This window comes from Streptomyces ipomoeae 91-03 (genome assembly GCF_000317595.1).
Taxonomy (GTDB): domain Bacteria; phylum Actinomycetota; class Actinomycetes; order Streptomycetales; family Streptomycetaceae; genus Streptomyces; species Streptomyces ipomoeae.
The window spans coordinates 1-26,892 of sequence record NZ_AEJC01000372.1 but is presented as its reverse complement, the minus strand read 5'-3'; the positions used below and the strand labels follow the sequence as shown (position 1 = coordinate 26,892).

At 69.6% G+C, this 26,892-nt stretch carries 25 protein-coding genes and 1 pseudogene; 15 read left to right on the top strand and 11 right to left on the bottom strand.

What is annotated here, in order from left to right; genetic code table 11:
* The 4 genes and pseudogenes from STRIP9103_RS24090 to STRIP9103_RS24075 all read right to left on the bottom strand — a co-directional run.
* A pseudogene (locus tag STRIP9103_RS24090) lies at nt 1-276 on the bottom strand (hypothetical protein); the annotation flags it as partial.
* A gap of 75 nt (nt 277-351) precedes the next feature.
* Nucleotides 352-708: a DUF779 domain-containing protein gene (locus STRIP9103_RS24085; protein WP_009321009.1), complete on the bottom strand. Its 357-nt coding sequence runs from the start codon at nt 706-708 to the stop codon at nt 352-354.
* Between the two features lie 82 nt (nt 709-790).
* A complete protein-coding gene (locus STRIP9103_RS24080) occupies nt 791-2,284 on the bottom strand; it encodes an alginate lyase family protein (protein WP_048820870.1) in 1,494 nt (497 codons plus the stop codon).
* A 171-nt stretch (nt 2,285-2,455) separates the two neighbouring features.
* Nucleotides 2,456-4,510 (bottom strand): pectinesterase family protein, encoded by a 2,055-nt coding sequence (locus tag STRIP9103_RS24075; RefSeq protein WP_009321004.1) that lies wholly within the window; start codon nt 4,508-4,510, stop codon nt 2,456-2,458.
* Between the two features lie 391 nt (nt 4,511-4,901).
* On the opposite strand from STRIP9103_RS24075, the gene STRIP9103_RS24070 reads away from it, so the two are divergent.
* From STRIP9103_RS24070 to STRIP9103_RS24050, 5 genes are all read left to right on the top strand, one after another.
* A complete protein-coding gene (locus STRIP9103_RS24070) occupies nt 4,902-5,912 on the top strand; it encodes a substrate-binding domain-containing protein (protein ID WP_009321015.1) in 1,011 nt (336 codons plus the stop codon).
* A gap of 233 nt (nt 5,913-6,145) precedes the next feature.
* On the top strand, nt 6,146-8,572 hold the full coding sequence (locus STRIP9103_RS24065; RefSeq protein WP_009321021.1) for a nitrate- and nitrite sensing domain-containing protein: 2,427 nt from the start codon (nt 6,146-6,148) through the stop codon (nt 8,570-8,572).
* A 49-nt stretch (nt 8,573-8,621) separates the two neighbouring features.
* On the top strand, nt 8,622-9,053 hold the full coding sequence (locus STRIP9103_RS24060) for a roadblock/LC7 domain-containing protein (RefSeq protein ID WP_009320985.1): 432 nt from the start codon (nt 8,622-8,624) through the stop codon (nt 9,051-9,053).
* A gap of 1 nt (nt 9,054) precedes the next feature.
* The gene (locus STRIP9103_RS24055; RefSeq protein WP_009321020.1) at nt 9,055-9,411 is read left to right on the top strand and encodes a DUF742 domain-containing protein; all 357 of its coding nucleotides are present in this window, start codon (nt 9,055-9,057) and stop codon (nt 9,409-9,411) included.
* Entirely contained in the window at nt 9,398-9,979 is a 582-nt protein-coding gene (locus STRIP9103_RS24050) for a GTP-binding protein (RefSeq protein WP_009320993.1), read from the top strand. Before STRIP9103_RS24055 ends, STRIP9103_RS24050 begins: the two co-directional genes overlap by 14 nt.
* Before the next feature lie 34 nt (nt 9,980-10,013).
* On the opposite strand, the gene STRIP9103_RS24045 is transcribed toward STRIP9103_RS24050, so the two are convergent.
* Together STRIP9103_RS24045 and STRIP9103_RS24040 are read right to left on the bottom strand one after the other, a co-directional pair.
* Nucleotides 10,014-10,619 carry a TetR/AcrR family transcriptional regulator gene (locus STRIP9103_RS24045; protein WP_009321012.1) on the bottom strand — a complete coding sequence of 202 codons (606 nt, stop codon included), beginning with the start codon at nt 10,617-10,619 and terminating at the stop codon, nt 10,014-10,016.
* Nucleotides 10,620-10,645: 26 nt separating this feature from the next.
* A complete protein-coding gene (locus STRIP9103_RS24040; RefSeq protein ID WP_181800547.1) occupies nt 10,646-12,706 on the bottom strand; it encodes a galactose-binding domain-containing protein in 2,061 nt (686 codons plus the stop codon).
* Nucleotides 12,707-12,994: 288 nt separating this feature from the next.
* Between STRIP9103_RS24040 and STRIP9103_RS24035 the strand changes: the two genes are divergently transcribed.
* Nucleotides 12,995-13,369 carry a hypothetical protein gene (locus STRIP9103_RS24035; RefSeq protein WP_141585868.1) on the top strand — a complete coding sequence of 125 codons (375 nt, stop codon included), beginning with the start codon at nt 12,995-12,997 and terminating at the stop codon, nt 13,367-13,369.
* Between the two features lie 11 nt (nt 13,370-13,380).
* Entirely contained in the window at nt 13,381-13,599 is a 219-nt protein-coding gene (locus tag STRIP9103_RS24030; protein ID WP_141575557.1) for a hypothetical protein, read from the top strand.
* Nucleotides 13,600-13,701: 102 nt separating this feature from the next.
* Here STRIP9103_RS24030 and STRIP9103_RS24025 read toward each other — a convergent pair whose 3' ends face one another.
* Together STRIP9103_RS24025 and STRIP9103_RS24020 are read right to left on the bottom strand one after the other, a co-directional pair.
* Entirely contained in the window at nt 13,702-14,271 is a 570-nt protein-coding gene (locus tag STRIP9103_RS24025) for an acetyltransferase (RefSeq protein ID WP_048820868.1), read from the bottom strand.
* Nucleotides 14,268-15,143, bottom strand: coding sequence for a hypothetical protein (locus STRIP9103_RS24020; RefSeq protein ID WP_048820867.1), 876 nt, complete (start codon nt 15,141-15,143; stop codon nt 14,268-14,270). The genes STRIP9103_RS24025 and STRIP9103_RS24020 overlap by 4 nt, the downstream gene beginning before the upstream one ends.
* Nucleotides 15,144-15,778: 635 nt before the next feature.
* On the opposite strand from STRIP9103_RS24020, the gene STRIP9103_RS24010 reads away from it, so the two are divergent.
* The 7 genes from STRIP9103_RS24010 (at nt 15,779) to STRIP9103_RS23980 (ending at nt 20,746) form a co-directional block, all read left to right on the top strand.
* Entirely contained in the window at nt 15,779-16,363 is a 585-nt protein-coding gene (locus STRIP9103_RS24010) for a hypothetical protein (protein ID WP_009320995.1), read from the top strand.
* Nucleotides 16,364-16,426: 63 nt separating this feature from the next.
* On the top strand, nt 16,427-16,912 hold the full coding sequence (locus STRIP9103_RS24005) for a DUF6415 family natural product biosynthesis protein (protein WP_009321017.1): 486 nt from the start codon (nt 16,427-16,429) through the stop codon (nt 16,910-16,912).
* A gap of 70 nt (nt 16,913-16,982) precedes the next feature.
* A complete protein-coding gene (locus tag STRIP9103_RS24000; RefSeq protein ID WP_009321011.1) occupies nt 16,983-17,663 on the top strand; it encodes a hypothetical protein in 681 nt (226 codons plus the stop codon).
* Nucleotides 17,664-17,754: 91 nt separating this feature from the next.
* The gene (locus STRIP9103_RS23995) at nt 17,755-18,006 is read left to right on the top strand and encodes a helix-turn-helix domain-containing protein (RefSeq protein WP_078614028.1); all 252 of its coding nucleotides are present in this window, start codon (nt 17,755-17,757) and stop codon (nt 18,004-18,006) included.
* A complete protein-coding gene (locus STRIP9103_RS23990; protein ID WP_009321002.1) occupies nt 18,003-18,569 on the top strand; it encodes a LexA family protein in 567 nt (188 codons plus the stop codon). Before STRIP9103_RS23995 ends, STRIP9103_RS23990 begins: the two co-directional genes overlap by 4 nt.
* Before the next feature lie 86 nt (nt 18,570-18,655).
* Nucleotides 18,656-19,600 carry a radical SAM/SPASM domain-containing protein gene (locus STRIP9103_RS23985; RefSeq protein ID WP_009321013.1) on the top strand — a complete coding sequence of 315 codons (945 nt, stop codon included), beginning with the start codon at nt 18,656-18,658 and terminating at the stop codon, nt 19,598-19,600.
* A 12-nt stretch (nt 19,601-19,612) separates the two neighbouring features.
* Nucleotides 19,613-20,746: a methyltransferase domain-containing protein gene (locus STRIP9103_RS23980; RefSeq protein WP_009321010.1), complete on the top strand. Its 1,134-nt coding sequence runs from the start codon at nt 19,613-19,615 to the stop codon at nt 20,744-20,746.
* Nucleotides 20,747-21,003: 257 nt separating this feature from the next.
* Here STRIP9103_RS23980 and STRIP9103_RS50080 read toward each other — a convergent pair whose 3' ends face one another.
* The 3 genes from STRIP9103_RS50080 to STRIP9103_RS23965 all read right to left on the bottom strand — a co-directional run bounded on the left by STRIP9103_RS50080 (nt 21,004) and on the right by STRIP9103_RS23965 (nt 24,961).
* Nucleotides 21,004-21,144 (bottom strand): hypothetical protein, encoded by a 141-nt coding sequence (locus tag STRIP9103_RS50080; protein ID WP_158696905.1) that lies wholly within the window; start codon nt 21,142-21,144, stop codon nt 21,004-21,006.
* Nucleotides 21,145-21,675: 531 nt separating this feature from the next.
* Entirely contained in the window at nt 21,676-22,791 is a 1,116-nt protein-coding gene (locus STRIP9103_RS23970; protein WP_009321022.1) for a LacI family DNA-binding transcriptional regulator, read from the bottom strand.
* A gap of 112 nt (nt 22,792-22,903) precedes the next feature.
* Nucleotides 22,904-24,961: a glycoside hydrolase family 127 protein gene (locus STRIP9103_RS23965; protein ID WP_048820862.1), complete on the bottom strand. Its 2,058-nt coding sequence runs from the start codon at nt 24,959-24,961 to the stop codon at nt 22,904-22,906.
* Between the two features lie 494 nt (nt 24,962-25,455).
* Between STRIP9103_RS23965 and STRIP9103_RS23960 the strand changes: the two genes are divergently transcribed.
* A complete protein-coding gene (locus STRIP9103_RS23960; protein ID WP_009321000.1) occupies nt 25,456-26,781 on the top strand; it encodes an ABC transporter substrate-binding protein in 1,326 nt (441 codons plus the stop codon).
* Nucleotides 26,782-26,892 lie beyond the last annotated feature (111 nt).

Below are 26,892 nucleotides of genomic sequence, written 5' to 3'. Positions count from 1 at the left end.
CCAGCCGGGACACGGTCGCCCGCGCGGCCACTTCCCCGGGTACAGCAGGCCGACGCCCACCTGGCGGCTGCGCAGATCGACGCTCAGGACGTGCGCCTGGGCCACGCCCTTGGCCGCCTGGATGTCGAACCGGGTGTACTCGATGCCCGGTGCGAGCTCGACGGCCCTCGACACGGCGCCGGCCGGTGCCGCCCCCACGAGGGCCGCCCCGGCCAGCACACTCCATGCCGCGAGAACCGTCAGTACCGTTCTGAACCGTGCGCCACGACGTGTCACGGTGCCCCCTGAAGTCTCGTCAACTGTCGCAGGACTCAAGGGGAGTGGACCAGACGAGGACCGGTCGTGCGGTGGCTATGCGTCGACAAGGCGAGAACGGATCAGAAAACGCACTCCTTCGGGTGCTTCCAGGGAGAAACCGCTGCCCCGGCCCGGTACGACGTCCACGATCAGCCGGGTGTGGCTCCACACCTCGTACTGGCCGCGGGACATCCAGAAACCGACGGCCTCGTCGACGCCGTCGACCCGCAACTCGGCCAGCAGGACGTCCGAGTCGCCGGTACGGAACTCGCCGTCCGGGTAGCACATGGGCGCGCTGCCGTCGCAGCAGCCGCCCGACTGGTGGAACATCAACGGGCCGTGGACCGCCCGCAGCCGCCGCACCAGATCGGCGGCAGCGGGCGTCAGCTCTACACGCGGGACCACATCCATGGCCGTAGTGAACGCCCCGCCAGGTTGCGAGGACGTTGCGTGGCACTCGGGGACGACGGTGGCCGGGTGAGCCGTGATCGGGCTAGCTGTGGGCGCCGCCGCCCGGGCGGTTGTTGCGGCGGCGCAGGAGGAGCAGGCCACCCGCGAGGGCGGCTACACCGCCGGCGGCGGTCCAGGCCACGAAGTCGGTGCTGCCGGTGGAGGCCAGGTCCTCACCGCGTCCGCCCTGGGCGCTCGCGGAGGCCGCCGAGCCGCCCTTCTCCGCACCCGAACCGGACCGCGTGCCGGAACCGGAGCCGGAGCCGGAATCTGACCCCGAGTCCGATCCCGCCGCTGCCGCGGACGCCGTCGGAGACGCCTCCGCCTCCGCCTTCGTCGCCTTGTCCCGCGTGAACGTCAGCGTGCCGAAGCCCAGTTGGTCGTAGCCGCCGCTGTTGGGGCCGTAGTCGCCGCCACCGCCCTCGGGGGCCGCCTTGGCCGCGATGCGGGTGACGTACGAGGCGTCGAGTCCCCGGCGCTTGGTGTAGTGGTTGGCGATCATGGCCCAGATCGGGCGCGTCATGTTCGGGTCGACGCCGGCCGCCTGGGACGCGGTCTCCCGGCCGGACCAGCCGTTGATCGCGCCCTTGGCGCGGGTGTTCTCGGTGTAGGCCACCTTGCCGCCCAGGCTCCACTTGGCCACGTACTGGGCGCCCTTGAGGAAGCGGTTGTCGTCGTAGCCGTACAGGTCGATGCCCTGGTTCCAGGCCATCTCGCAGAACGTGCCCATCAGACCGACGCCCAGCAGCGCGTGGCCCTGGTCGCGGCCGGCCTCCAGCCATTCGGCGAGACCGTCGTCGTGGACGACGGGGATGGCCTTCTTGACGGCGCCGAGGCCCTCGCCGTTCTTGAAGTAGTCGACGGCGCGGGCGACCTGGGCCCTGTCGTCGCAGAAGATGCCGGTGGCCAGGACGCAGGCCATGTTGGCGAGGTCCCAGTTGGGCCAGTAGTTGGTGATGACCGCGCCGTTGTGGTTCACCAGGAAGTCGTCGCTGACCGTGCCGAAGATGCCGCTCAGCATCTCCTGGAAACGGTCGAGCGCGAAGTCGGGGTGGTCACGGACGAGTTCGGCGGCGTTGGCGATCTGGTAGCCGTACAGCCCGGCGGCCAGGAAGCGGTCGGCGCTGCCCGCCAGCGAAGTGAGCTTCGCCGACCAGGCGTTGAGGATCGCGACGGCGGTGTCGGCGTACTCGGCCTCGCCGGTGACGTGGTGGCGCAGGCCGTTCTGGTAGGCGGCGTGCACGTCGTTGTAGAAGGTCACGTAGTTCTGACCGGTGCCGCCTCGGACCACGGTCGCCTGCGGGTTGGCCTGCCAGCCGCTCTGCGCGTGGCGGTTGGCGGCCAGCTTCGCGAAGCCCGCCTTGTAGGGCTCGGCGCCCGCCTTCACCTTGGCCGCCATACGGGCCAGGTCCGCCTTGGTGTGGAGCAGACCGGGGTGCGCGTAGGCGCCACCCGCCGCCGCGGCCGGTGTCGCCACCGCGGCCGTGCCGACGCCGAGCCCCGCCGCGCCCGCGGCGGTTCCGGCGATCTTCAGCATGCTCCGGCGGCTGATCTGTGCTGTCACGGTGGAGGTCCTTGAGGTCTCGGGTACGGTTCGCAGCCCGCGCCCGCGTCGGCCCGCGCGAGGGGCTACGAACAGGAGACGCACCGGCCCCGGGCGGGATAACAAAAACTCGGGGCGGTGCGTCTCTCGCTGTACTCGGCGGTGTCAGACGCCCGGCGTCCAGCCGCCCAGCCAGTCCGCGACCTCCTGGTCGGCGGCCTGCGCGTCGGTCAGCTGCGGGCGCTCGCTGCTCGCGGCGCCCGAGCCGGGGCCGGTGTTCTTGTACTCGGCGAAGCGGTCGTCCTTCCACGAGAAGCCGCTCATGTCGGTCCACGGTGTGGTCTTGACGGCGGCGCTGAGGGTGGTGTTGCGGACTGTCGTCTGCGGGTCGAGGGAAGCGTCGCCGCCCGCGTGCCAGGGGCGGCCGAGGTAGAAGCTCCGGTCGGAGACGTCGCCGTTGACGGTGGAGTTGGTGATCAGGAAGCCCTTGCGGTTCGCGGCCGTGCTCGGGGCGGTGACGTAGCCGGCGGAAGTGCCGTTCCAGCGCTTCTTCAGGGTGATGACCGACCTGTCGACGACGGCCGTGGCCCTGCCGAAGATGAAGTCGACGTTGCCGATGACGTAGGAGTTCGTGACGTAGACCCGGCCGAGCCTGTCTTTCGCCGCCGTGTCCAGCAGCAGGGTGTCCTGGTCGCCGGTGACGATGACGCCGTCGAGGACCACCTTGTCGGCCGCGGTGCGCAGGGCGACCGCCTGGTGGCCGTTGAGGGACTGGTTGGCGGCCTCGTCGAAGTCGTTGGAGATGGTCAGGTTGCGGGCCTGGAAGTCGTCCGCCTCCACGGCGACGGTGGCGCTGCCGCCGGTGCCGTAGGTGCCGCCGCCCGGCTTGGGCGTGCCGGACGCGTTGCCGTAGACGATCGTGGTGTCCTTGCGGCTGCCGCCCGAGCCCTGGATGGTGACGTGCGGCTTGTTGGCGGGGACCTTGACGACCTCCCGGTACGTGCCCGGCGCGACCGAGATCACCACCCGCGAGGTGTTGTTCACGGGCACCGCGTCGACGGCCTTCTGCACGCTGGTGAACTGGCCGCTGCCGTCCTTGGCGACGGTGAGCGTGGTGGCCGCGGCGGCGGTGGTCGTCGCTGTCGTACCGATCGAACTGCGCGGCCCCGCACCGGACTTGAGCAGCGCGGGCACATCGGCCGCCTTGTCCAGGGTGTAGCTGTAGTACGCCTTGGGGTCGAAGGCCGTGCCGCCGCTCTCGTTGCGGCCGGAGGTGCCGGAGAAGACGTTGCCGCGCTGGACCAGGGCGGCCGTGGCGTTCTTGGTCACCGGGTTCCTCATGCCCTGGAAGTAGCTGTTCTCCAGGACCATCCTGGTGTTGCCGCGCGCGTAGTTGCCGTACGACGAGGTGATGTCCGTGCCGGCCACGTCCTCCAGGAAGTTGTTGTAGAGGTGCGCGTGGGCGACGTTGTCGGTGGACGGGTTGCGCTGCTCGGTCTCGCGGAACCAGTTGTGGTGGATCGTCAGGTCTGCGGTGGTGTTCGTGGTCCAGCCGATGCCGAAGGTCTTGTTGTTCTGGCTCAGTTTGTTCCACGACACCGTCACGTAGGTGGTGTCCTTGCGGCTGTCGATCAGGCCGTCGGCCATGTGCCGCAGGTCGTTGTGGTCGATCCAGACGTGGTGGGCGCCGTCCATCTGGACGGCGTCGAAGTCGTGGTCCTTGTCGTTCCAGGTGCCCTGGTAGGAGTCACGGATCGTCAAGTTGCGGATGATGACGTTGTGGACGCCCGAGCCGAGGAAGAAGCCGCCGCCGACGATGTGCCCGGAGGTCCCCGAGCCCACGATCGTCTTGTCCGAGGCGACCTTGATCTCCTTGCCCACCGGGTTCATGTTGATGGTTCCGGCGACGACGATGATGTACGGCTCGGCGGCGGTCGCGTACTTCTCCAGGTCGGCGAGGGTCTTCACGGTGACCGTCTTCCCGTCCCGGCCGCCGTAGGTGCCGTTCTGCCCCAGGGCGTTGACCGAGGCGAACCCGTCGGCGGTCTCGGCGGCCCAGGCGGGCCCGGCCGCCGCGGCCTTCGGCAGGGCGTCCTCGCCGAACACTCCGAAGACCGTGCCGTAGGCCATGGTGCCGGCGGCGGCCAGGGCCAGGGGGACGCCGACGACCAGCGCTGTCTTCCTTCTCCGGTGGCGGGCCTTGCTGCGGTTGTCGCTCACGCGTCGCTTCCGTTCCGTGTGGAGGGGGGTGGTCCGCCGAGCAGTCGTCGCCGAAGGTGAAGAGGTTGCCGCTTTCCTGTGCGAATTTCAGCCATTGGCAAGGGCCTTGGGGCACGGGCGCCGGGTTGGCCGGGAATCGCCCCTTGCGTACGGTCGTACGGCGATGACGGGGCCCCTCGGATTTCCGCGCCGTACGTGGTGACACGTGTGCGCTGATCAGCGCTCCGTAGTCACAGCACTACATCGATTTCGTTGTTCACTTGACTACGAGGCGTCACACGCGATTGGCTCCGCCCAGCGAAAGTCAGCCAGTCGCCGCACGTCATCGCGGTGATCGTGAGACTTCGCTCTCCCGTTCCGTTCCGGTCGCACAGCGAGGTGTCGCACCCTCATGAATCCACCCCCCGCGTCCCACGCTTTCTCCACAGCCCTCCGCGCCACGGCACTCGCCGCCGCCATCTGTCTGACGGTGGCCGGCTGCTCCGTCCTCGGCGGATCGGACTCCGCGTCGGACAGCGGTGCGCGGGGCAGGGCGGGCGGCGGGATGAAGGTGGCCCTCATCTCCCACGGGGCCGAGGGGGACGCCTTCTGGGACCGGGTGCGCAAGGGTGCGGAGGCCGCCGCCGCCAAGGACGGCATCGAGCTGACCTACGCGAGCGACCCCGACGCCGCGGGCCAGGCGGAACTGGTGCGGGAGGCGATCGCCGACAAGGTCGACGGCATCGCGGTGACCCTGGCCAAGCCGCAGGCCATGCAGGGCGCGGTCGCCGAGGCCCGTGCCGCCGGCATACCCGTGGTGGGCCTCAACTCCGGCATCGACGCCTGGGAGGCACAGGGCCTGCTCGGCTTCTTCGGACAGAACGAGAGCATCGCGGGCCAAACCCTCGGCGACCAACTGGACGCCCGCAACGCCGAGCACACCCTGTGCGTCATCCACGAGCGCGGCAACGTCGCCCTGGAGGCCCGCTGCGCCGGAGTGCGCAAGACCTTCGGCGGGCGGACCGAGAGCCTGTACGTCGACGGCACCGACATGGACGCCGTCACCAGCACGATCGCCGCGAAACTGAACCAGGACCCCAGCATCGACGAGGTCGTCACCCTCGGCGCGCAGATCGCGCTCGCCGCCGTGGACTCGGTGGACGAATCCGGGAGCAAGGCGAAGATCGCCACCTTCGACCTCAACAACGACCTGGTCAAGGCCGTGCAGAACGGGGACGTGCAGTTCGCCGTCGACCAGCAGCCCTACCTCCAGGGCTATCTGGCGGTCGACGAGCTCTGGCTCTACAAGACCAACGGCAACATCAGCGGCGGCGGTGTGGAGCCCGTGCTCACCGGCCCCGCGCTCGTCACCAAGAAGAACATCGCCGGGATCGCGAAGTTCGCGGCGAACGGCACGCGCTGACGTGACGCCGACGCGCCTCCCCCGTGAGCCGGCCCCAACGGACAAACGGAATCGTCCATTCGGACATGGGCACATGGCGGAGACCAAGCAACCGGAATGCTCGTGTAACGGCGACGCCAAGCTTTCGACCTCCCCTGACACGTGCGTTCACTTGTACGGATAACATCCTGCGCATCCCCTGTGTGCCGTACCCCTGATCCCCTCCACTCCCCGCTCACCGCCCAAGGACGACGATGCCCTCACGGACCGGCGCCCGGCGCCGTCTCGGCTCCATACGTCTCTCGCTGATCCTGCTGGCACTGATCCCCAGTGTCACGCTCACGGCGAGCTGGGCCGTGACGACGACCCAGATGTTCTCCGAGGGACTGCGGCTGCGGTCGCAGACCGGACTGAGCAAGTCCACCGGTGCCATGGGAACCGACGCGGCCCTCGCCCTCCAGCGCGAACGCGCCCTGTCCGCCGCCTTCATGGCGGCCCCCGGCAGCTTCATGGAGGCCCTCAGGCAGCAGCGCAAGGTGACGGACGCGACGGTCGCCAGGCTGGCCGCGAAGGCCGACGCGATCGACGACGCCCCGGACCGCATCGGTGAGCGGCTGTACTCCGTCATGGCCGGCACGGGCAGCCTGGAGTACTACCGCGACCAGGTGGACAACCCCACCGACATCACCCCCGAGCAGGTCCTCGAACAGTACTCCTCGATCATCGACGACCAGATCCACGCCTTCCAGGAGCTCTCCCAGGTCGACGACGGCGACCTCACCTCGCAGGCCGGACCGCTCATCACCCTGGAACAGGCGGCGGAGCTGGTCTCCCAGGAGGACGCCCTCCTCACCCTGAACTGGCCCTCCGGGAAGCTCGACGAGGCGAGTCGGGACCGCTTCGCCCAGGTGGTCAACGCCCGGCGCTGGCTCGTCGACAACCAGCTCGTCCCCTCGCTGCAGGGCGAGGTGAAGACCCGGGTCGAGCGGATCGTCCAGGGCCGGGACTGGCAGGCCCTGCTCGCCGTGGAGGACCAGGTCCTCTCGGCCCCCACCAAGGGCACCGGAAAGTCCCGCACGACTCAGCTGCCGAACGCCCAGGAGCGCTGGGACGCCGCCATGGCCCAGCTGTCGGCCCAGTACGAGCAGCTGATCCGGGAGCAGACCCGGGGGCTGCTGGACCGCAGTGGTGAGGAGGCGCGCGGCCTGCTGATCAAGGCCGGCTCGCTGAGCGCCGGCGGTCTCGCCGCACTGCTGCTGTGCATCGTGATGTCCTGGCGCATCACGCGCTCCCTGTCCCGCCGGCTGCGCGGCCTCAGGACCGCCACCCTCAGCCTCGCCCAGGAGCGGCTGCCCGACGTCGTGGCCCGCCTGGAGCGCGGCGAGAAGGTCGACGTGGACGCCGCCGCGGCCCCGCTGGACTACGGCACCGACGAACTCGGCCAGGTGGCACGTGCCTTCAACATCGCCCAGCGCACCGCCGTGCACACCGCGGTCGAACTCGCCGACACCCGGCGCGGCTTCCAGCGGGTCATCCTCGGCATCGCCCGGCAGAGCCAGAACCTGGTCAACCTCCAGCTCACCAAGCTCGACAAGCTGGAGCGCCGGCACCAGGACCCCGAGATCCTCAAGGGCCTGTACGAGCTGGACTCCACCGCCAGCCAACTGCGCCGCTACGAGGAGAACCTGGTCATCATCAGCGGCGAGCGCCCCGGCCGTACCTGGAGCGAACCGGTCGCGCTGATCGACATCCTGCGCAGCGCCGTCGGCGAGGTCGCCGAGTACCAGCGGGTCGAGGTGCACACCGACGACGACGTGTGGATCGCCCCGCCCGCCGTGGCCGACGTCATCCACCTGCTCGCCGAGCTCATCGACAACGCCACCTCCTACTCGCCCGCCCCCAGCCCCGTCGGCGTTCGCGCCGCGGTGGTGGCCAAGGGCCTCGCCATCGAGGTCGAGGACCGCGGACTCGGCATGTCCGGGGAGGACTACGAGGCGTTCAACGCCCAGCTCGCGGTGCCTCCGCAGTTCGACGTGGTCGCGCTCGCCGACGACCTCCGGCTCGGCATGTTCGTCATCGCCCGGCTCGCCACCCGGCACGGCATCGCCGTCACCCTGCGCTCCTCGCCCTACGGCGGCACCACCGCGATCGTGCTGATCCCGCACGAGATCGTGGTCCGTGAGGCCCCCGCCCCCGCCGACGACGGCACCGACGCGACGGCGCCGCCCGTACGCGCCTCGCTGATGGCCGCACGGGTCGCCGCCGCGGAGACCGAGCCCGTACGACCGGCCCGGGACCCCGGCCAGGACCGGGACGGCGACCGGGACGACGCGCCGGAGCCGGAGCCCGCAGGGCACACGCGCACCACCGACGCCGCCCCGCACCGCGACGGCACCAACCCCGCCGCCCGGAAGCCCCTGGCCGGCGGGAACGGCGGGCGGATGCCGCTGCCGCGACGGGTGCCGCAGACCAGCCTGGCCGCCGAGCTGAAGGAGGACGTGGCCGACCCGGGCGACGGCTCCGACGACGACTTCACCGCCGAACGCGCGGCCTCCTCGCTCGCCGGATTCCAACGCGGAACCCTCCAGGCACGTGACGACGACGCGGAACCCGAGTACCTACTGGGGGAGGAATCCGCATCCGAAGACACAGGAGACCGGGTACCCGCCTCCGGCACCTGACCTCCCCATCGACTCCCCCTGTCGCAGACCGCTCATGAAGGACACACAGATGACACGCCCCATCCCCGCCACCCACAGCCAGCTCGACCAGCTGCTCACCGGACTGGTGGACCGGGTCGCCGAGGTCGACCACGCCGTCGTGCTCTCCGAGGACGGACTGGTCGTCAGCAAATCCACCGCGTTCCTGCGCGACGACGCCGAGCGGCTGGCCGCGACCGCGTCCGGCCTGATGAGCCTCAGCAAGGGCGTCAGCATGGACTTCCGCGGCGGCCCCGTGCGCCAGTTGCTCATAGAGATGGGCAACGCCTTCCTGATCCTCACCAACGCCGGACCCGGCGCCAACCTCGCCGTCCTCACCCGCCAGGGCGCGGACGTGGGCGTGGTGGCGTACCAGATGAACATGCTGGTCAAGAAGATCGGCGAGCACCTCAGCGCGGCCCCGCGCGCGGGCGTCGCCGTCACGCCCGACAGCGGCGAGTGAGGTGAACGGAGGCGACGAGGCGGGCCGGCTGGTTCGCCCGTTCACCCTGACCGGCGGCCGGACCAGGCCGAGCCGCGGCGACTTCACCCTCATCACCACCGTGACCGCGGTGGACCCGCAGCCCGCCGGGGGCGCCCGGCCGCAGCCCGAGCATCTGCGGATCCTGCGGCTGTGCGCCGAGCCGATCGTGGTGGCGGAGCTCGCCACCGGGCTCGACCTCCCGGTGAGCGTGGTCGCCATCATGCTCTGCGACCTGCTGGAGGCGGGCCGGATCAGCGTCCGGCAGCCCCGGCTGATCTCCCGCACCCCCGACCTGGACCTGCTGAAGAAAGTGAGGGACGGCCTTGGCCGGCTCTGACCCCACCTCCCAGGGGACCTCGGCGCCCGACGCGGTGAAGATACTCATCGCCGGCGGATTCGGCGTGGGCAAGACGACCATGGTCGGGTCGGTCAGTGAGATCGTCCCGCTGCGCACCGAGGAACCCCTCACCACCGCCGGACTCGGCGTCGACGACCTCGACGGCATCCCGGACAAGCAGGCCACCACGGTGGCCCTCGACTTCGGCCGCATCAGCATCGGCCACGACCTCGTGCTCTATCTGTTCGGCACGCCCGGCCAGCAGCGCTTCTGGTTCATGTGGAACGACCTCGCGATCGGCGCCCTCGGCGCCGTGGTCCTCGTGGACGTGCGCAGGCCCGAGTCCAGCTTCGCCGCCATCGACTTCTTCGAACGCCGGAAGATCCCGTTCGTCATCGGCGTCAACGGCTTCTACGGCGAACACCCGTACGCCCCGGAGGAGATCCGCGACGCCCTGACCCTGCCCGAGGACACCCCCGTACTGCTCTTCGACGCCCGGGAACGCGCCTCGTGCCGTGACGTACTGATCGCGCTGCTGGACCAGCTGATCGCGGCCTCGGCGCGCTGACGCACGCGTTCCCGAACACCTCCGGAAGGGCGGCTCAGGGACGGACTTCCTCGCGCACGAGACCGGCCACATGGTCGGTGATCGTGTCGAGGATGTCCGCCCAGGCCGCGTCGTCGCCCAGGACCAGGAAGTTCAGGGTGAGCCCGTCCGTCATGGCGGCCAGATAGCGCGCCAGCACCGGGACGGGCACCGTCAGTTCGAACCCCATGGACTGCCGCAGCTCTTCGATCAGCTCGGCGTAGGTGTCGCAGTACATCTCGTACTGCCGCCGCGCCAGATGCTCGAACCCGGGCTCCCTGAGGGCGTACTGGGTCAGCTCGTAGGTGAGCATGTGCTCACCCGGGTGGGCGGACACATGGTCCCAGTACGCCTGGAAACCGGCCCGTACGGTCTCCCTGAGCGTCTCCCGGGGCCGGATCGCCTCCCGCACCAGGGCGACGTAGTGCCCGGTGATGGTGGTGATGACGGACTCCACCAGCGACTGCTTGGAGTCGAAGCAGTAGTGGAAGACGCTCAGGGACACGCCCGCCTCGGCCGCGATGGACCGGGTCGTCGTCCTGGGGACGCCGTCCCGGGTCATCGCGCGGATCGCCGCCTCGGTCAGCTGTCTGCGCCGCTCGGCCGACGGCAAGCGTGCCATGTGGATTCCTTCCCCCGTCGCGGTGGTCAGCTGCTGTACACGCCGACCTCGTACAGGGAGTAGCCCCAGTCCGTACCGCGGTCCACGCCCTGCATCCGAACATATCTCGCCGTGACGCCGGTGAACCTGGCCGTGTCCAGGCCACCGTCGCCCGTGGTCGTCGACCACACGGTCTTCCACGTCGAGCCGTCGGTGGAGACATCGATCCGGTACGACCTGCCGTACGCGCGCTCCCAGTCGAGGGTGACCTTCTTGATCACGCGGGAGGAGCCGAGGTCGAGCCTCAGCCACTGGTCGTCGCTCCAGTCGCTGGCCCAGCGGGTGTCGTCGTCACCGTCCACGGCCCGGCCGGGCTGGTAGCTGGTGAACGGGTTCGACTCGGACGCGCTGGCCGTCGCCGGCACGCCCTTGGCGAGGTTCACCCCGGCCTGGTGGGCCTCGGAGGCGCCCCAGGTGTCGAGGTAGGACTCGGCGCCCTTGAAGAGGTCGTTCACGACGTCCTGGCCGCCGACCTCACGGATGTCCTCGATCCAGTCCGGGACCATGCCGACATGGGCCGCCCCGTCGGTGTTGTAGTCCCAGGTGCGCTGACCGGTGGTCTGCCTGTCGATGGTGGAGCCGCCGTCGACGCTCTTGAAGGGGTACGTCACCGGGTTCGAGGTGCTCGCGCCGCGCGGGGCGGGGTGTTCGCCGATGCCGTTGAAGTCGGTGCCGAAGCCATAGCCCACGTCGTACTTCTCGCGCAGCGCGTCGGTGCGCGCGGCCTCCTCGGTGAACTCCTCGGAGCCGTGCATGTACTGGGCGACGAAACCGCCGAGGGAGTAGACCCGCTCGGTCCAGTTCAGGTCCATCCAGCTGTGCGAGGACAGCACGCCCGGGTAGGAGGCGGCCTCGAAGATGTCGAGCACCTGACCGGTGGCCTTGACGCTCATGTGGTCGATCTCGAGCATCATCCTGCGCTTCATCATGCCCTCGACGGCGTACTCGCCGAGTTCGGTGAGCCCGCGCACATTGCACTGCGCGTCCTCGTCGTACTCCGGGACCTCGGTGCCCGCCGGCAGGTCGTCCTCGGCCTCGGACGCGGCCGTGCCGATGGGGTTGTCCTTCTGCGGGCCCTTGCACTTCTCCGTCTGCCAGAAGGTGCCCGTCGACAGGAACTGCCCGACGTTGATGGCCGTTCCGAGACCGTGCTCGTCGAAGCGGACGCCGCACAGCGCGTTGTCGAACTTGTGGCACAGGAACATGCTGCGCACACCCAGGCCGTACAACTCGTCGAGGCCCTTGTCGATGTCCTCCTTGCCGCACTGGGGGACGTCGAGGATCTGCTTGCAGCCGAACGGCTCGGAGGTCTCCACGCCCAGGATCACGGCCAGCTTGCCCTGCTCGATGACCTGACGGGCCTGCTCACTGTCGGTGACGATCCGGAACCAGCCCTTTCCGGTGCCGCCGTACATCGCGTCGATGTAGGCCTGCAGGTCGTACGTCAGCTTCGCCTGGAGGCGGATCGAGGTCATCTCGTCGCAGCCGCGGTCCTTGAACGGGTAGATCGAGCAGATCATCCCGTTGGTGACCAGGTCGTTGACCAGCACTCGCTGACCGCCGCGCCAGGCGCGCTCGATCCAGGCGTAGTAGTTCGCCTGGTGCGTCATCGAGTCGTACGCCGGCCAGTCCTTGAACGTCGGGTAGCCGACCGGGTCGTGCTTGCCGTCACCGCCGTGGGTGATGTAGTCGAAGATCGCGAGCGTGCCGTCCGGATAGTGCTCGGGACAGTCCTTGAGCGCGTCGGCGATGCCCGCGGTGGAGAACACCTTGCCGCAGATCAGCCGCCCGCCGAACGCCTCGTTGGAGAACAGGTGGTTGTGCGCGTCGACGAAACCGCGCACGTCGCCCGCCGAGTCGGTCCCCTTGAACGGCTCGCCGGTGACGTTGATCCGGGAGTCGGGGGAGGGACGCGACGTGGGGTTCCACCAGTCGGTGGCGGCGGCCGAACTCGACGCGGGGGTCAGCAACATGCCCATCGCGGTGAGGAACAGCGTCAGAACCAGCAGAGGTCTGCGTCCGCCGAACGCGCGTCGAGTCCTCGTCATCACTCACGTCCTTGGTCGAGGGAATGGCACGGTCGAATGGGCCAGACCCTCCCGGGGGCGTGACCAACCACGACGCCGTAGCCGGTTGTCATGGCTGGCACAAGCGATGATGTGACGAGAATCGCTTTTCCAGGAATCCGAGTCAATAGTCCGGGACGGATGACCTGATGAGGGACGTGGCCGCGTTCGCAGAGCGGACGAGTTTCCCTCAGCACGCTCGTGACCTCCATGGCCGAGGTGAAGTCGACACCGGCGTTTCGCGATGCCGGACCTCGAGCCGGGTTCGTCGTGGCACTGCCCGACCTGCTCTCCTACGAGCCCGCCATCAGCACCGAGGGCGCCCACCTCGGGGACGGCTCCTGGGAGTTGAAGATCACCCGCAGCGTGATGCAGTTCCGTGACGTGCGCACCGGGGAGGAGTACGTCGCGAAGACACGCGAGATCGTCACCAAGACGGCCGCCCAGTACCAGCCGACCGTCGTTGTAGAGGAGTTGTCGCTGCACACCGAGCCCGAACGGGCACCGTACATCGACGGCGCCCTCTTGGACGACCTGGAGCAGGCAGCCACGAACACCAAGTGGAAGGTGTACAGGCTCATCGCCCTGTGCCAGGGCTTGAACGACGCAACGCGGCTGGGAACCCCTATGTCTGCGCCGCGATGATCCAGGCCGTCATGGACCACATCCCACCGGCGTTCGGGCATACGGACTTCAAGCAGATGGCGGCCCAGCACACATTCAGCTCGAAGGGGACGGACAAGGCGCATGCCCAGTTCCTGGCGAGCTCCAAGATCATCGGGGACGACGTGATGCACCGGCGGATCGGCCCGAACGTGCCCGTCATCAACATGGGCGATGTCTCGCAGCCGATCCGTCCAAGTCCCATCCCATGATGCGGGCGTGACAGCACATCCACTTGTAGAACTCGCTGTCGGTGCTCACAGTTCTCCGATTGGCTAGGGTGAGTCCCCGTCGTCGTACAGCACGGGTTCCAGCTACTGGTGGAGCGGGTCTCGCAGCATCGTGGCGAAGATTGGCGAGTCGTCGAAGGGCTGTTGCGCGCCGATGTCTCGGTATCCCCAGGACTCGTATACCGCCTTCAACCGTCCGTCGGAACGGGTGGGGTCGACCAGGAGCGTGGCACGCTCCTCATTGCGCTCGGCGAGAAGGGTCTCGTGCAACAGGCGGGAAGCTCCTGCTCCCGCAGTGCCACGGAACGCCTCGCGGACCAGGACTTCTTGGACAGCGAACGTCCGGCTGCCCGTTTCCCGGGTGAACTCCTCCGGCTGGGGCTGTCGCATAGATGACCACCACAGCGATCCGCGGACGAGTGGCGAGCCGAAGATGTAGCCAGCCGGCTCATCGGCTTGGTAGGCGATGATGACTTCCCAACCGTCCCGGGATGCATAGCTGGTCAGGCGCTCGTCGAACCGTTCCACGGCGTTGAAGGGGTCCTCCATCAGTCCGAACTGGGTTCGGACCTCTACGTGGATGTCGAGAATGAGTTGCCGGTACTTCTCCACGTCGCTCGTGCGGAGAAGCCTCAGAGAGCCGGTGTCAGTCATGCGACCGCCGTTCGGTAGAGGGCCTGCCAGTCGCGGGCCTCGGGATTACGGGGGGCGAGGGTGGTCACCTGCTCGGTGAAGCGGTCCAGGAGTCCGCGGACGCGGGCGTGCCGCATCATCCCCTCGGGGATGAGCTGAGCGGTGGCCACGGCTTGTTCGAGGTCTCTCTGGCCAAGTTGCGCAACGGCGAGGTTCGCGCGCACCAGGGCCATGTTGCGCTTCAGGTCGGGCCGTACGTACGCGAGGCTGCGGTGCGCATGCTTCTCGGCTCCGGGCCAGTGGGCTAGTTGGATGCTCGCGGCCATGGCGAGGTGGTCGAGTTCGGCTTGGTCGTAATAGTCCATCCAGGTCGGACGGCGCTTGTTCGGATCGGCGCGCTCAAATGCCTTCTGCGCCAGGTCCAGATAGCGCATGGCGCTTCTGCCGTCGCCGAGATCGGCGTGGTTGAGCGCTATACGGGACATCGACAGCGAGGCGAACAGCGGGTCGCGCCGGGTGATGGAACATGTCCGGGACTTCTCGGCTGCGGCCAAGGCGTCGGTCGGGCGGCCGAGCCGCCGGAATAGAACGCTGGCGTGGCTCCACACGCGGAACTCGGTGGCCGGGTCGCCGGACAGGCCAGCGAGGCGGATGGTTCTGTCCAGGTGATGTTCGGCTGACTCGAAGCGCTCGCCGTCGATAGCCGCCCACATGGCGCTGTTGGAGAAGGCTGCGGCAACCGTGTAGAGCTCGGAGCGGATCCGCGCGGACGTGTTGCTCTCTTGCTGGAGTCTGATCACCTCGTCGGTGACGTCTCCGGCTCGTTTCTCCAGCTCCGGGGTACCGCCGTACATGCTCTCTGCGGCGGTCCAGGCCACGAGTTCAGCCTTCAATACCTCGACGTCATTGGAGCTGAGGCGGTGGCACCGGGGCCCTTTGAGAGCCGGGGCAGCAACGGAGACGCCAGCGGCGGTGGCCGCGGCCAGGAGAGTGCGGCGATACAAGGGGTCGTCCTCGGGTGCAGGGGAGGGGCTAGCAGTCTTGCTCCCCCGGGGGGATGAAGCCTAACTCTGCGGCTGGGAGACCCGTGACCTTCTCTAGCGCTGTCCTCAACAGGCCGTTGGGCGACCGGTGTTCGCCCCTGAGCAGCTTGAAGATGTGTCTCTCGTTGACCGTTCCGGAACGGCCTGTCAACTTCTCGACCTCTGTGTTGACCAGGGACGTTAGCTCCCTGACGGCCACTTTGTGCTCCTGCATCCATGATGCGAGCGCGTCATTCCGTGTCCCCGGCATAACAGAACGTTAGAGGGTCCCGCCGAAACGACGAGTAAAGAGATAGCCAAAACGGCAGGGTCCTTGCAGGCAACTCCCGGCGATACGGCAGCGACAACAGCAGCAGTGTGGCGGTTGGCTGAGTACCCAGGACGAGCACAACCGTGGACCAGGGAGTCCCCCACTGCCCCACCCCAGAGACGCAGAATCCGCCAGTTCCGTCGACGTACGCGCCCCCGTCGAGGCAGGGCCCGGCGTGCTCGTACGCACCTGGGAGGACCGTGATGCCGCGGTCCGATCCTTCCTCCTGGCTGCCGCCTTCGAGCCGGGGAAAGCCCCAGAGCAGTGGGCCGGGAAAGGGCTGGCGCTTCTTCGGTGCGGTGGTCTCCTCGGTGCGGTTCGCATCTCGACCGGCCTGGTGCGCGCGGCTGCCGGAACGGACAACCCTCGGGAGGTCGACGCCTTCCTCGCGGAGGCGTTGCCCGGCGGACCTGTGTTCGTTGACCGGCACGCCCAGTGGTACTACGTCCTCGTGCCGGCGGGCACCGGGCGGCGTGTGGAGTGGGCGACCAGATCGCGCCACGGCTTGGGGGCGGAGTTCCTTGGGATGGGCTCCTACCTCGGTGTGCCACGGCCCGAGGCCACCGATCCGGAAGGCGAGCGCTCGTACTGGTGCGTCCCGATGGACCGCCCTGGTGCCCTCGCCGACCCTGACGCGGTGTCGCGGTTCCTGGCGCTCGCCCGGCGCCGGCACGCGCAGGCGAAGAACGAAGCCGAATCTCACGAGAACGACCCGCCGCATACGCCGGGCACCCCATGGACCGGCGTCGGCCGCGCGTAGCTCCCCCATCGCGGCGCGCGGTCGGCGCCCTCCAACTCCCCGCCCCGTCACCGCGAGAGAGACATGTCCGCACTCCTCTTCTCAAGGGACAACCCGGTCCCCCTCACGGTCCCCGAAGAAGACGCCCTGATGGCCGCCGTCATGGTGGACCGGGCGCCCGGCGGGATGCCGGTCGCCGCCCCTTTGCCGCGCCTTCGGTGGCGCAACGACCGTGAGGCGCTTGAAGCGGCCCTGGCCGCCCTGCGGTGTTCCCTCGTCCGTGAGGCCGTCGACGACCTGATGTTCGAGGACCTGGAGGCGGTACTCGGTGAGCACGCGCGCCCCACGCCGCAGCAGATCGGCGCCATCGCGGAGCGGTTCCGGAAGGCGATCACGAAGCTCGTCGGGTTCGTGCCGCACCTTGTGAGGCCGTACCCCCTCGACGAGATCATGCGCCTGATCCGCCTGAGTGCCGGGCATCCCTGCTCCGAGTACGCACACGGCCACCTCCGCCGGTTCGCCCTGGCCGTCCTCGCGCTCATCGACCTGATGGGAGATGACGCGGAGTGACACGCGCTTCCCCTCGATGCACCACGGTCGGCTCCCCTTCACCTCCACCCCTGCCGCCTCGAGAGAGAACATGTCCAAACGCCTCCTGTACAAGGGCCTCCCGGTCCCCTGCATCGCCGCATGGAGTGGTGAGCGTCTGCCGCAGCCGCCCGTCGTTCTCGCCAAGGACGGCATCGCCTTCGCGGACGGCGTCGCCGCCAACGGAAACGCCGAGGGCCGGGATCAGGCCGGGGCTCTGTGGCAGCGGTGGGCGTTGCGTCGGGGCGACGGGGTGCCCGAGTTCAACGCGGTGCACGGGCCCCGGCAGCGGCAGGCGATGCGCAAGCTGCTGTGCCAGGTGTGCGGCGGCCCCTCGGACGAGAACGAACAGGGCAGGCTGTGGCTGCTGGAGGACTACCGGGGCGTGGAGGGCTGGCCGGAGAGGGAGGTCACGACGCATCCGCCGGTGTGCCTTGCGTGCGCGCCGGTGGCCGCGCGCCGGTGCCCGCACCTGAAGAACAAGGTCGTGGCCGTCCGGGCCGGCCAGGTCGCCCTCGATGGTGTGTACGGCAAGGTCTACTCACGGGGGACGGGGCCGCTGCCGGTCCTGGACGAGACGACGACGGTGTTCGCCCGCGACTGGCGCGTGAGGTGGATGGTCGCCGGGCAGCTGGCGGCCACCCTCATGGACGTCACCATCGTCGACCTGCCCGGGGCGGGTATCGAGCCCGCAGGACGGACTGCTCCCGGCCGTGCGGACTCCGTCGCGTAGGCGACCGGTGGCTGGAATGCTCCCCGGCGCCGACTTCGTGCGCCGGACATCCAACGGAAGTGAACCTCTTAGAAGGTGAAACCAGACAGCAATGACAGATCAGTTGGACCTGACCCACTTCGCCAAGATCAAGGGCCGCTTCACCCCGTCCCAGCAAGCGGCTTTCCGCAAGGCGGTGGTCGCACGGTACAGGAGCGACACCGGCGTCAGCATCCGGACGCTCTGCGAGGAGACTGGCCGGTCGTACGGAATGGTCCACCGCACTCTGACCAAGGCGGGCGTGACGATGCGCCCGCGCGGCGGCCGGCATCCGAAGCGGACCACGAAGAGGGCCGTCGCATGAGCGAGATCACCGCCATCCCGGAGACCGAGGGCAACACCCCGTCGCCGGCCGAAGCGGAACTGACGGATCGGCAGCGGAAGGTTCTCACTTTCATCCGCGAGGCAGCGAAAGTCCGGGGATTCGCGCCCTCACTGCGGGAAATCGGCGAGGCGGTCGGGCTGGCCAGTACGTCATCCGTTCACTACCAGCTCAAACAACTCCAAGAGAAAGGCCTGCTCACCACTCCTGACCCGAGGCTTCCCCGCGCGTACCGCGTGACCGATGGCTCCCCGGCTCAAGGGGTACCTGCCCTGAGACACATCGGGTGCCCCCTCCTCGCCAGTGACACCGGGGAGAAGGAGACCGGCCGAGCAGTCGTTCTCAAGGTCGTGCTCGAACCAGCCATCCGCCGTGCCCTCCTCGCAGGAGCCCAGCTGACCGTGCAACAACTGCCCGTCACCGACGGCGATGCCAGAGCGCTCGCGGATGCCGTCCTTCTTGGCCAGGTCACCGCCGTCTCCCACCCCCTGTCCATCACCCACGCCCCGCCAGAGGCCGCGGCAGGGGAGGCCTCGTCCAACTGATCCCAGACACCCGTCTCCTGCAACTCCCCTCAGCAATGGGCAGGAGACGGGGCTCCACCTCTCAACTCGAAGAAGGAGATGCACACATGACGATCGCTCCTGAGGCACCCACCACACCCACACCCCTGACGTTCCTTGAGCTGGAGATCACCGGCCGCTGTCAGCTCACGTGCTCGTCGCACTGCTACGCCGAGGCAGGCCCGACGAAGGACCACGGCACCATGACCGGCGAGGACTGGCGGCGTGTCATCGACGAGGCCGCCGCGATCGGCGTGGAGACGGTGCAGTTCATCGGCGGCGAGCCCACCCTCCACCCGGAGTTCACGGCGCTCGTCCGGTACGCCTTGGAGGCCGGTGTGCGGGTCCAGGTGTTCAGCAACCTCTACCGGGTGCGGGCGGAGCACTGGGAGCTCTACGAACACCCGCGCGTGACCCTGGGCACCTCGTACTACTCCGACGACCCGGCCGAGCACGACGCGATCACCGGCCGGAAGGGCTCCCACGACTCCACCCGCGCCAACATCATCGAGGCCGTACGCCGCGGTATCCGCGTCAAGGTCGGCATCATCCACATGCGCGACGGGCAGCGCTCCGAGGAAGCCCGCGCCGAGATGGCCGGGTTAGGCGTGGCCCGGGTACACATCGACCAGGTCCGCGGCGTCGGCAACGCCGCGAAAACGATGATCCCGTCCACGTCGTCGCTGTGCGGGCGGTGCGCGGACGGCAAGGCCGCGATCCTCCCGGACGGGAAGGTCACGCCGTGTGTGCTGGGCCGGTTCCTTCCCTCCGGCGACGTCAAGGCCGGGTCCCTGGCGCAGGTGTTCGCCGGGGAGGAGTGGGCGCGGGTCGCCGCCTCCATTCCCCGCCGCCACCGCAGGGGTTGCGCCCCGGACACATGCACGCCCAACGAAGACTCGTGCATGCCGTCCCCGGGCGTGACCCAGGGCGTCATGCGGGGCTGCAACCCCGACAACGACAGCGATGACTGCGCGCCGGCCGAGACTGACGCCTGCGAACCCGCGTACGACTAGGAGAGGCAGCCAATGGATTGGGAGACACACGCGCGGCGGATGGCGGCCGACGTCGTCCGCCCCGAGTCGCGCTGGTACGAGCCGCTCGGCAACACCCCGCGGCATCTGTTCGTACCCCGCTGGTGGGCACGCGGCGCGGAGGCGTGGGAGCTGCGGGACGGGCCGTCCGACCCCGAGGCGTGGATGCGGGCGGTCTATGCGAACAAGACCCTGGTGACGCGCGTCGGGCCCGCGCACGCCGACAGCGCCTTCCCCGGCGCCAAGGTCGCGAACGGATACCCGACGTCGTCGTCCACCCTGCCGGGCCTGGTCGTGACCATGTACCGGCACGCGATGATCGCCGACGACTCCCGTGTCCTGGTGACCACCGGCACCGGCTACGGCACCGCACTGCTGTGCCGACGGGTCGGCGACGAACTGGTGACGAGCGTGGACGTGGACACGCATCTGGTGATGACGGCCGGCGCGCGGCTCGACTCCATCGGGCTGCGCCCGCGCATGGTCGTCTGCGACATCACCGGGCCTCTTCCCGGGGAGTACGACCGGATCGTGTCCACCGTGTCCGTACGACCCGTACCGGCCTCCTGGTTGTCCGCGTTGCAACCCGGCGGACGTCTCGTGACCACTCTCGCCGGGACCGGGCTGATCGTCACCGCGGACAAGACCGAGGACGGCGGCGCCGTGGGCCGCGTCGAGCCGGACCCGGCCGGGTTCATGCGCACCCGACACGGCGACGACTACGAGCGGGGCACGGATGAGCTGTGGGAGAAGGTGAAGGACGCCGACGGCGAAAACGTGAGCACCAGCCGGTACCCGCTGCTGTATGTACCGGACTCCTGGGACGTCATGTCGATGCTCGAACTCCTCGTCCCCGGAATCGAGTACCGCAAGGGGGGTGAGGGCGAGGAGCGCACGGTGTGGATGCTGCACCCGGACGGCTCCTGGGCCCGGGCCACCGCGACCGGCTTTCTGAACTCCCCGACGGTCCACCAGGGCGGCCCACGACGTCTGTGGGACGAACTGGAGCGCATCCGGAACCGGCTCAACCGCGAGGGCGCGTTGCCGGTGTACGGGGCGCTGGTCCGGATCGACCCGGACGGCACCCTCACCCTCTCGCGCGGGGCGTGGTCGGTGACCATGAAGTGACCGCTGTGGTCGCCCCTGCGGGCGACCGGCTCGCGGGCCTCGGCGCGCAGCGCGCGGTCGCGTTCCTGGCCACGGGCGCGGCCGAGGAGCGCCACGGTGTCGGCGGTACCGTCCAGGAACTGGCGTGTCTGCTCGCCGGGGTCGGCGGGGTTGGCGACCGGTACGTACACGGTGAGCTCGGCCATGAGCCGCATGGGCATGTCGGGGAAGTGGCGCCGCTTGTGCTCGTACTGCACCACCGTGTCGGCGAGGGTGTCCTACGGGCTGCCCGTCCCGGTCCAGGTGTCGTTCTCCCAGCCCTCGGCGTGGAAGCGTACGCGGGTGCGGTGGGTGAGCCAGCCGGGGCAGCGGGTCGGGTCGGTGCTCAGGCCGCCACAGCGGGCGCACCACTGGCGCACCTGTTCGGGGCGGTGGTCGAGCGGGGAAGGCGGCGGTCACCAGCTGCTCCTTCCTGCACGCATGTCCTCGAACCAGGTACGGTCGCGGGCGGTCTCCTGCTCGGCCAGGCCCGGGGCAAGGGTCAAGGCTTCCGCGCGGGCCCACCGGTAGGCGTCGGGGAGGCGCTGGACCACCAGATCACCGCTGTGTCCAAGGTGGTGCCCGGGGCAGGGGATGCGGTACTCGGAGACGTGCTCGTCGAGCCGAGGATCTGTTCGGTGAACTCAGCCATCACGGCGTCGGCGTCGTCGCTGCTGATGCGGCCGAGCATGAGGGACATCTTGATCGGTATGTCGGCGCCGGTCGGCCGGGGTGTGCTGGATGCGGCGGTTGTCGGCCGATGGGTGGCCCGCCTCGACCCGCCACGGCGGTATGCGCAGCAACTGTCGGCTCCCGCCGACCGTCACGGCACCACGCGCACCGACTGCCGGCTCGCGCCGTCCCGCTCACCGCAACATGCGCACCGAACCGCACCGGCTCGCGCCGCCCCGTCACCGCAGGGTGCGCACCGACTGCCGTATCACCAGCTGGGTGCTCAGCACCACATGGTCGTCGCCCCCCATGCGCTCCTCGCGCTCCAGCGCCAACCGGACCGCCGTGCGCCCCAGATCCTCGTACGGCACCCGCACCGTGGTGAGCGCGGGGGAGAGGTCGGCGGCGAACGGGACGTCGTCGAAGCCCACCAGGGAGACGTCACCCGGGACGTCGAGACCGGCCTCGCGCAGCGCGGCCAGCGCCCCCGTGGCCACCATGTCGGTGCCCGCGAACACGGCGGTGAACTCCAGCCCGGCCGCCAGCGCCTCCCGGGTGCGCTGGTAACCCGAGACCCGGGTGTACGGGCCCGGCAGGTCCAGCTCCTCCCGGTACTCCACATCGTGCGCGCGCAGCGCGTGCCGGAAGCCGTCCCGGCGCTGCTCGCTCGTGCTGAGGTGGGTGACGCCGCCCAGGAAGAGAACCCGCCGGTGCCCCGCGGTGAGCAGATGGTCGGTGGCCTGGAAGGCGCCGCCCCGGTTGTCGTACCCCACCACCGTGACCGGCAGATTTCCGGGCAGCGGCGGGCGGCCCACCAGCACCAGCCGGGAGCCCGCCGCGTCCAGCGCCGTCGCGTACTCGGACATACGCCGCTGGTACGCCTCGTCCTGCACGGCGCCGCCGACGAGGACGACCGCCGCCGCGTGCTGCTCGCGCATCAGCTGCACCAGGTCGTCCTCGCGGGCCGGATCGTCGTGCGTGGCGCAGACCAGGCTCAGTCGGCCCCGGTCGGCGGCCTCCTGCTCCACCCCGGCCGCGACATGGGCCAGCGACGGCCCGGTGATGTCCTTGATGACCAGTGCGACCGGGCCCGCGACCCGCCCCGACAGCGCCTTGGCGTGCACGTTCACCACGTAGTGCAGCGACTCGACCGCCGCCATGACCCGGGCCCTGGTCTCCGCGGACACCGGGTAGTTCCCGGCCAGTGTGCGGGAAACGGTTGCTACGGACACCCCGGCCTTCGCGGCGACATCCCGAATCGTGCTGGGCCGCTCGCCGGCCGCGGTGCTGTTCCGTCGACGTCTGGCCCCATGGGGTTCGGGCTTCTTTCGGCGACCGTTTTCGTTTACCGTCACGGGTTCGACGTTACTGCATCAGAGGTCGATTGCGCCGATGGAGGCGGCAACTGATGTCGATGAAAGCGGTAACCGTTTACTCGCCGCTGTGACGCGGGCATCGTTTCGACTCTCATCCCTGTGACGCGCCCGTCCGCTCGACCGTCCGGATCCACACCCGCATGGCGCCCGGCCCACGATTGGCCCAGGCGTAGTACGGCACCGCCGTCACCTCCACGGGCTCGTCGGAGACCGGTGGCCGTGTCCCCTGCGGTGCGTAGGGCCAGGTGCCGGGGGCGGCGGGCGGCAGGACGTGCGCGGAGGCGGTCACGGTGGTGACGCCGCCCAGGAGGTCGGGCCGCCGTCGGGTGGTCAGCGGTGCGGCGGGGTCGAGCAGCGCGTCGTCCGGGTCCAGCCCGCCCGGCTGGTCGGACTGCTCCAGGCAGTACACCAGCGGCCCGCGCTCGACGGCCACACATCCCCGTACGGCGTCCACGCGCGGGTGCGGCGAGGTCAGCCGGGGCGGCATCACGAGGTCGAGCCGGACGGTGTCCCCCGCGCGGAACTCCCGGGTGACGCGCAGCCAGCCGCCCTCCGCCGCGTCGTGCACGGCGGTGCCGTTCACGGTGAGGGAGTGGGCGGCGCACCACGACGGCAGACGCAGCGACAGGGTTCGGGGGACCGCCGGGGCGCTCTGGACGGTGACCGTCACCGTGCCGTCCCAGGGGTACTCGGTCGCCACCCGTACGGTGAGGCCGGCGGCGCCGTAGACGCCGGTGGCGTACTGGTGGAGCCGCAGCCCGCCGCCGGGGGCGCCACCGCGCGCACCGCCTTCCGAGCCGGCGCGTTCACCGCTCTCCGCGCTGTCGTGCTCACCCCCGTCCGTGCTGGCGACGTAGTGCGGCAGGCTCGCCAGGAGACGCATCGCGTTCGGCGGGCAGCAGGCGCAGCGGAACCACGGGGTGCGGTGGGCGGTCTGGTCGCCGGGGCGCTCATGGGGGTGGGCGCGCAGGTGGAGCGGGTTGACGTAGAGCCAGGTGCGGCCGTCGAGGCCGACGCCGGCCAGGAAGCCGTTGAACAGGGTGCGTTCGATCAGGTCGGAGTAGCGGGCCTCGCCGGTGAGCAGGGCCATCCGCCAGCTGAACTGCACCGAGGCGATGGCGGCGCAGGTCTCGGCGTAGGCGCGGTCGGACGGCAGTTCGTAGGCGTCGCCGAACGACTCCCAGTCGTGCCGCGAGCCCACGCCTCCGGTGAGGTAGGTCTTGGTGCCGACCATGTCCTCCCACAGCCGCTCCAGCGCCGCGCGCAACCCGGCGTCGCCCGACTCGGCGGCCAGATCGGCGGCGCCGGCGAGCAGATAGAGCTGGCGTACGGCGTGTCCGGTCACCTCGTCCGCCTCGCGGACCGGGGTGTGGTCCTGCCAGTAGGCGGGGCCCGGGTCGCGGTCGTGGCCCCGGTCGGCGCCCGCGGCGAGGGTGCCGTGGCCGCGCCGGTCGAGGAAGTGGCGGGCGAGGTCCAGATGGCGCCGCTCGCCCGTCGCGCGGTGGAGCTCGACCAGGGCGGTCTCCACCTCCGGGTGCCCGCACACGCCGTCCACGGGCCCGCCGGGGCCGAGCACCGTCTCGATGTGGTCGGCGAAGCGGCGGGCGACATCGAGCAGCCGGTGCGATCCGGTGGCCCGGTGGTGGGCGACGGCGGCCTGCATCAGATGCCCGGCGCAGTACAGCTCGTGCCCCCAGCCCAGCTCGGTCCACGGCTCGCCGCCGCCGAGCTGGTAGTAGGTCTGCAGATAGCCGTTGTCGTCCTGGGCGTCGGCGAGCAGCGTGACGATCCGCTCCACATCGGCGGCGAGTACGGGATCGGGGGCGTCGGCCAGCTGCCAGCAGGCAGCCTCCAGCCACTTGTGGACGTCGGAGTCCTGGAACTGGAAGTCGCCGACGAAGTGCGGGGCGGTGTCGTCGCGCTCGGACGGGGAGCGGTCGGCGCGGCGCAGTTCGGCGGCGGCCCGCAGGTTGGCGAGGTTACCGGCCGCCTCCAGTCGTCCGGGGCCCTCCGGGATGGACACCTCGGCGTTGACACGACGGCGTTCGGCCCAGAAACCGCCCTCGATCCGGGCGAGTCGGGCGGGGCGCAGGGCGGTGACGGCGTTCGGGGTGGGGTGGACGGGGCCGGGGGCGGGGTGGGCGTTCAGCGGGGGCTCCTGGGTGCGGGAACGGCGGGGGCGCGGCTGGTGTCGCGGTATGGCTCGGATGCCGGCGGCCGGTCGGCCCGCCGGCCCGTCGGGGCCCTACGCCGTGCGCGGGCGGCGAGCGGTGATGACCGGTGACGAGGGGTGATGAGGGTTGGTGAGGGGTGGTGAGAGGAATACCGGGCCGATCCGAGTCCGGCATGTCGACACGGAGATGGGTAAACGTATTCCACGGTAGAAGGCCGTTCGGCTGCCGGTCAATGACCGGTCCAGCGGTGCGATCTCGCGGGCGGACGGCTGCGAGGGCTTCGTGAATGGGATGAAGAGGGCGGCTGACGACCACCCGTCGGTAATCTGCTGGAAAGTTTAACGAAACAAATTCTCGGGCCTCTTGTGGTCCGTGCCACCTCCGGCCTACGGTCCACGGCAAACGGTTACTGTCCTCGCGCCGGGCTCTCCGCAGCACAGCGCCGTCCTGTTCCCTCCGTGGAGGACCCATGTCCAAGTTCCGCAGCAGAACTCTCGTCCCCGTGGCCGCTGCGGCCTCGCTCTCGCTCGTCCTGGCCGCCTGCGGCGGTGACGACACCGACTCCTCGGCCTCCCCGAAGACCGAGGGGAAGGTCACCCTGGAGTTCTGGAGCTGGACCGACGGCATCGAGGCCCAGACGAAGGTGTGGAACAAGGAGCACCCCGAGACGCAGATCAAGTTCGTCAACGCGGCGGGCGAGACGGCGTACCAGAAGCTGCGTGCCGCGGCGAACGCCGGCACCGCGCCCTGTCTGTCCAAGATGGACGGGATGAACCTGGCGAACTTCGCCGCGGACGGTCTGCTCACCGACATCACCGAGGTCGCCGGGCAGTACAAGGGCAAGTACACGGTCGCCGCCTGGAACGCGGTCAGCCCCGGCGGCACCACCTTCGGTATTCCGATGGGTTCCTCGCCGCTGTTCACCGCCTACCGGGCCGATCTGTTCGAGAAGTACGGCATCGAGGCGCCGAAGACCTGGGACGACCTGATCGCGGCCGGCAAGAAGGTCCAGGCGAAGGACAAGGACGTCAAGATCTACAACATGGCCGGTGAGGACCCGTCCACCCTGGTCGACCTCTCCTGGTCGGCCGGCGCGCAGTGGTACAAGGTGGACGGCGACCACTGGGTGGTCGACTTCACCTCCCCCGAGGCGTTGGCCGCCGGCAAGATCGTCCAGCAGCTCGTCGACGACGACCTCGCCTCCAACGCCTCCTACGCCGACCCGGGTGTCTTCAAGACCTGGGACCTCGGTACGACCATCGCGATGACCACCTCCACCTGGCAACTGCCGATCTACGACACCAACTTCCCCAAGTCCAAGGGGAAGTGGCAGCTCGCCGACGCGCCGGTCTTCGACACCGCCAAGCCGCAGACGTCCAGCAACTTCGACACCACGGCCGTGCTGAAGGGGTGCAAGTACCCGGACCGGGCCGCCGAGTTCGCGGCGTGGCTGAGCAGCAGCAAGGAGTCGCTGACCGCGCTCACCGATCCGGCGTCCAAGTCCGGGCTCTTCCCGGCGGTCACGGACGTCTCGCCGTACGTGGACAAGATCATTCCCACCGAGATGTTCAACGGGAAGTCGGACAGCGCGGAGGTGATCACTACCGCGGCCTCTCGGGTGGGGGAGCAGTGGCAGTACGGGCCGAACTACGCGGCCATGTACTCCGAGATGCAGAAGCAGTGGGGGAAGGTCATGAAGAAGGAGCTCACGGTGGAGGAGATGTTGCGGGGGCTTCAGAAGTGGACCGTGGATGACCTCAACGGTAAGGGGATCAAGGCGGTCGCCGCCGGCTGAGAGCGCCGGTTCTTTCGCCCCCGCCGCCCCTACCCGTCCCTTCCCCACTGGGGACCCCCATCAGGGGCTGCCGCCCCTTCGACCCCGCTTCGCCATCGAGCTCGGGTGGGA

Excerpts from the sequence above, each read along its gene's own strand:
- STRIP9103_RS23960 (WP_009321000.1), top strand. The coding sequence starts at position 25,456 with ATGTCCAAGTTCCGCAGCAGAACTCTCGTCCCCGTGGCCGCTGCGGCC.
- STRIP9103_RS24025 (WP_048820868.1), bottom strand. The coding sequence starts at position 14,271 with ATGACTGACACCGGCTCTCTGAGGCTTCTCCGCACGAGCGACGTGGAG.
- STRIP9103_RS24065 (WP_009321021.1), top strand. The coding sequence starts at position 6,146 with ATGCCCTCACGGACCGGCGCCCGGCGCCGTCTCGGCTCCATACGTCTC.
- STRIP9103_RS23990 (WP_009321002.1), top strand. The coding sequence starts at position 18,003 with ATGAGCGAGATCACCGCCATCCCGGAGACCGAGGGCAACACCCCGTCG.
- STRIP9103_RS24005 (WP_009321017.1), top strand. The coding sequence starts at position 16,427 with ATGTCCGCACTCCTCTTCTCAAGGGACAACCCGGTCCCCCTCACGGTC.
- STRIP9103_RS24030 (WP_141575557.1), top strand. The coding sequence starts at position 13,381 with ATGGACCACATCCCACCGGCGTTCGGGCATACGGACTTCAAGCAGATG.
- STRIP9103_RS23980 (WP_009321010.1), top strand. The coding sequence starts at position 19,613 with ATGGATTGGGAGACACACGCGCGGCGGATGGCGGCCGACGTCGTCCGC.
- STRIP9103_RS24085 (WP_009321009.1), bottom strand. The coding sequence starts at position 708 with ATGGATGTGGTCCCGCGTGTAGAGCTGACGCCCGCTGCCGCCGATCTG.
- STRIP9103_RS24060 (WP_009320985.1), top strand. The coding sequence starts at position 8,622 with ATGACACGCCCCATCCCCGCCACCCACAGCCAGCTCGACCAGCTGCTC.
- STRIP9103_RS24080 (WP_048820870.1), bottom strand. The coding sequence starts at position 2,284 with ATGCTGAAGATCGCCGGAACCGCCGCGGGCGCGGCGGGGCTCGGCGTC.
- STRIP9103_RS24000 (WP_009321011.1), top strand. The coding sequence starts at position 16,983 with ATGTCCAAACGCCTCCTGTACAAGGGCCTCCCGGTCCCCTGCATCGCC.
- STRIP9103_RS24045 (WP_009321012.1), bottom strand. The coding sequence starts at position 10,619 with ATGGCACGCTTGCCGTCGGCCGAGCGGCGCAGACAGCTGACCGAGGCG.
- STRIP9103_RS24070 (WP_009321015.1), top strand. The coding sequence starts at position 4,902 with ATGAATCCACCCCCCGCGTCCCACGCTTTCTCCACAGCCCTCCGCGCC.
- STRIP9103_RS24040 (WP_181800547.1), bottom strand. The coding sequence starts at position 12,706 with ATGACGAGGACTCGACGCGCGTTCGGCGGACGCAGACCTCTGCTGGTT.
- STRIP9103_RS23995 (WP_078614028.1), top strand. The coding sequence starts at position 17,755 with ATGACAGATCAGTTGGACCTGACCCACTTCGCCAAGATCAAGGGCCGC.
- STRIP9103_RS23985 (WP_009321013.1), top strand. The coding sequence starts at position 18,656 with ATGACGATCGCTCCTGAGGCACCCACCACACCCACACCCCTGACGTTC.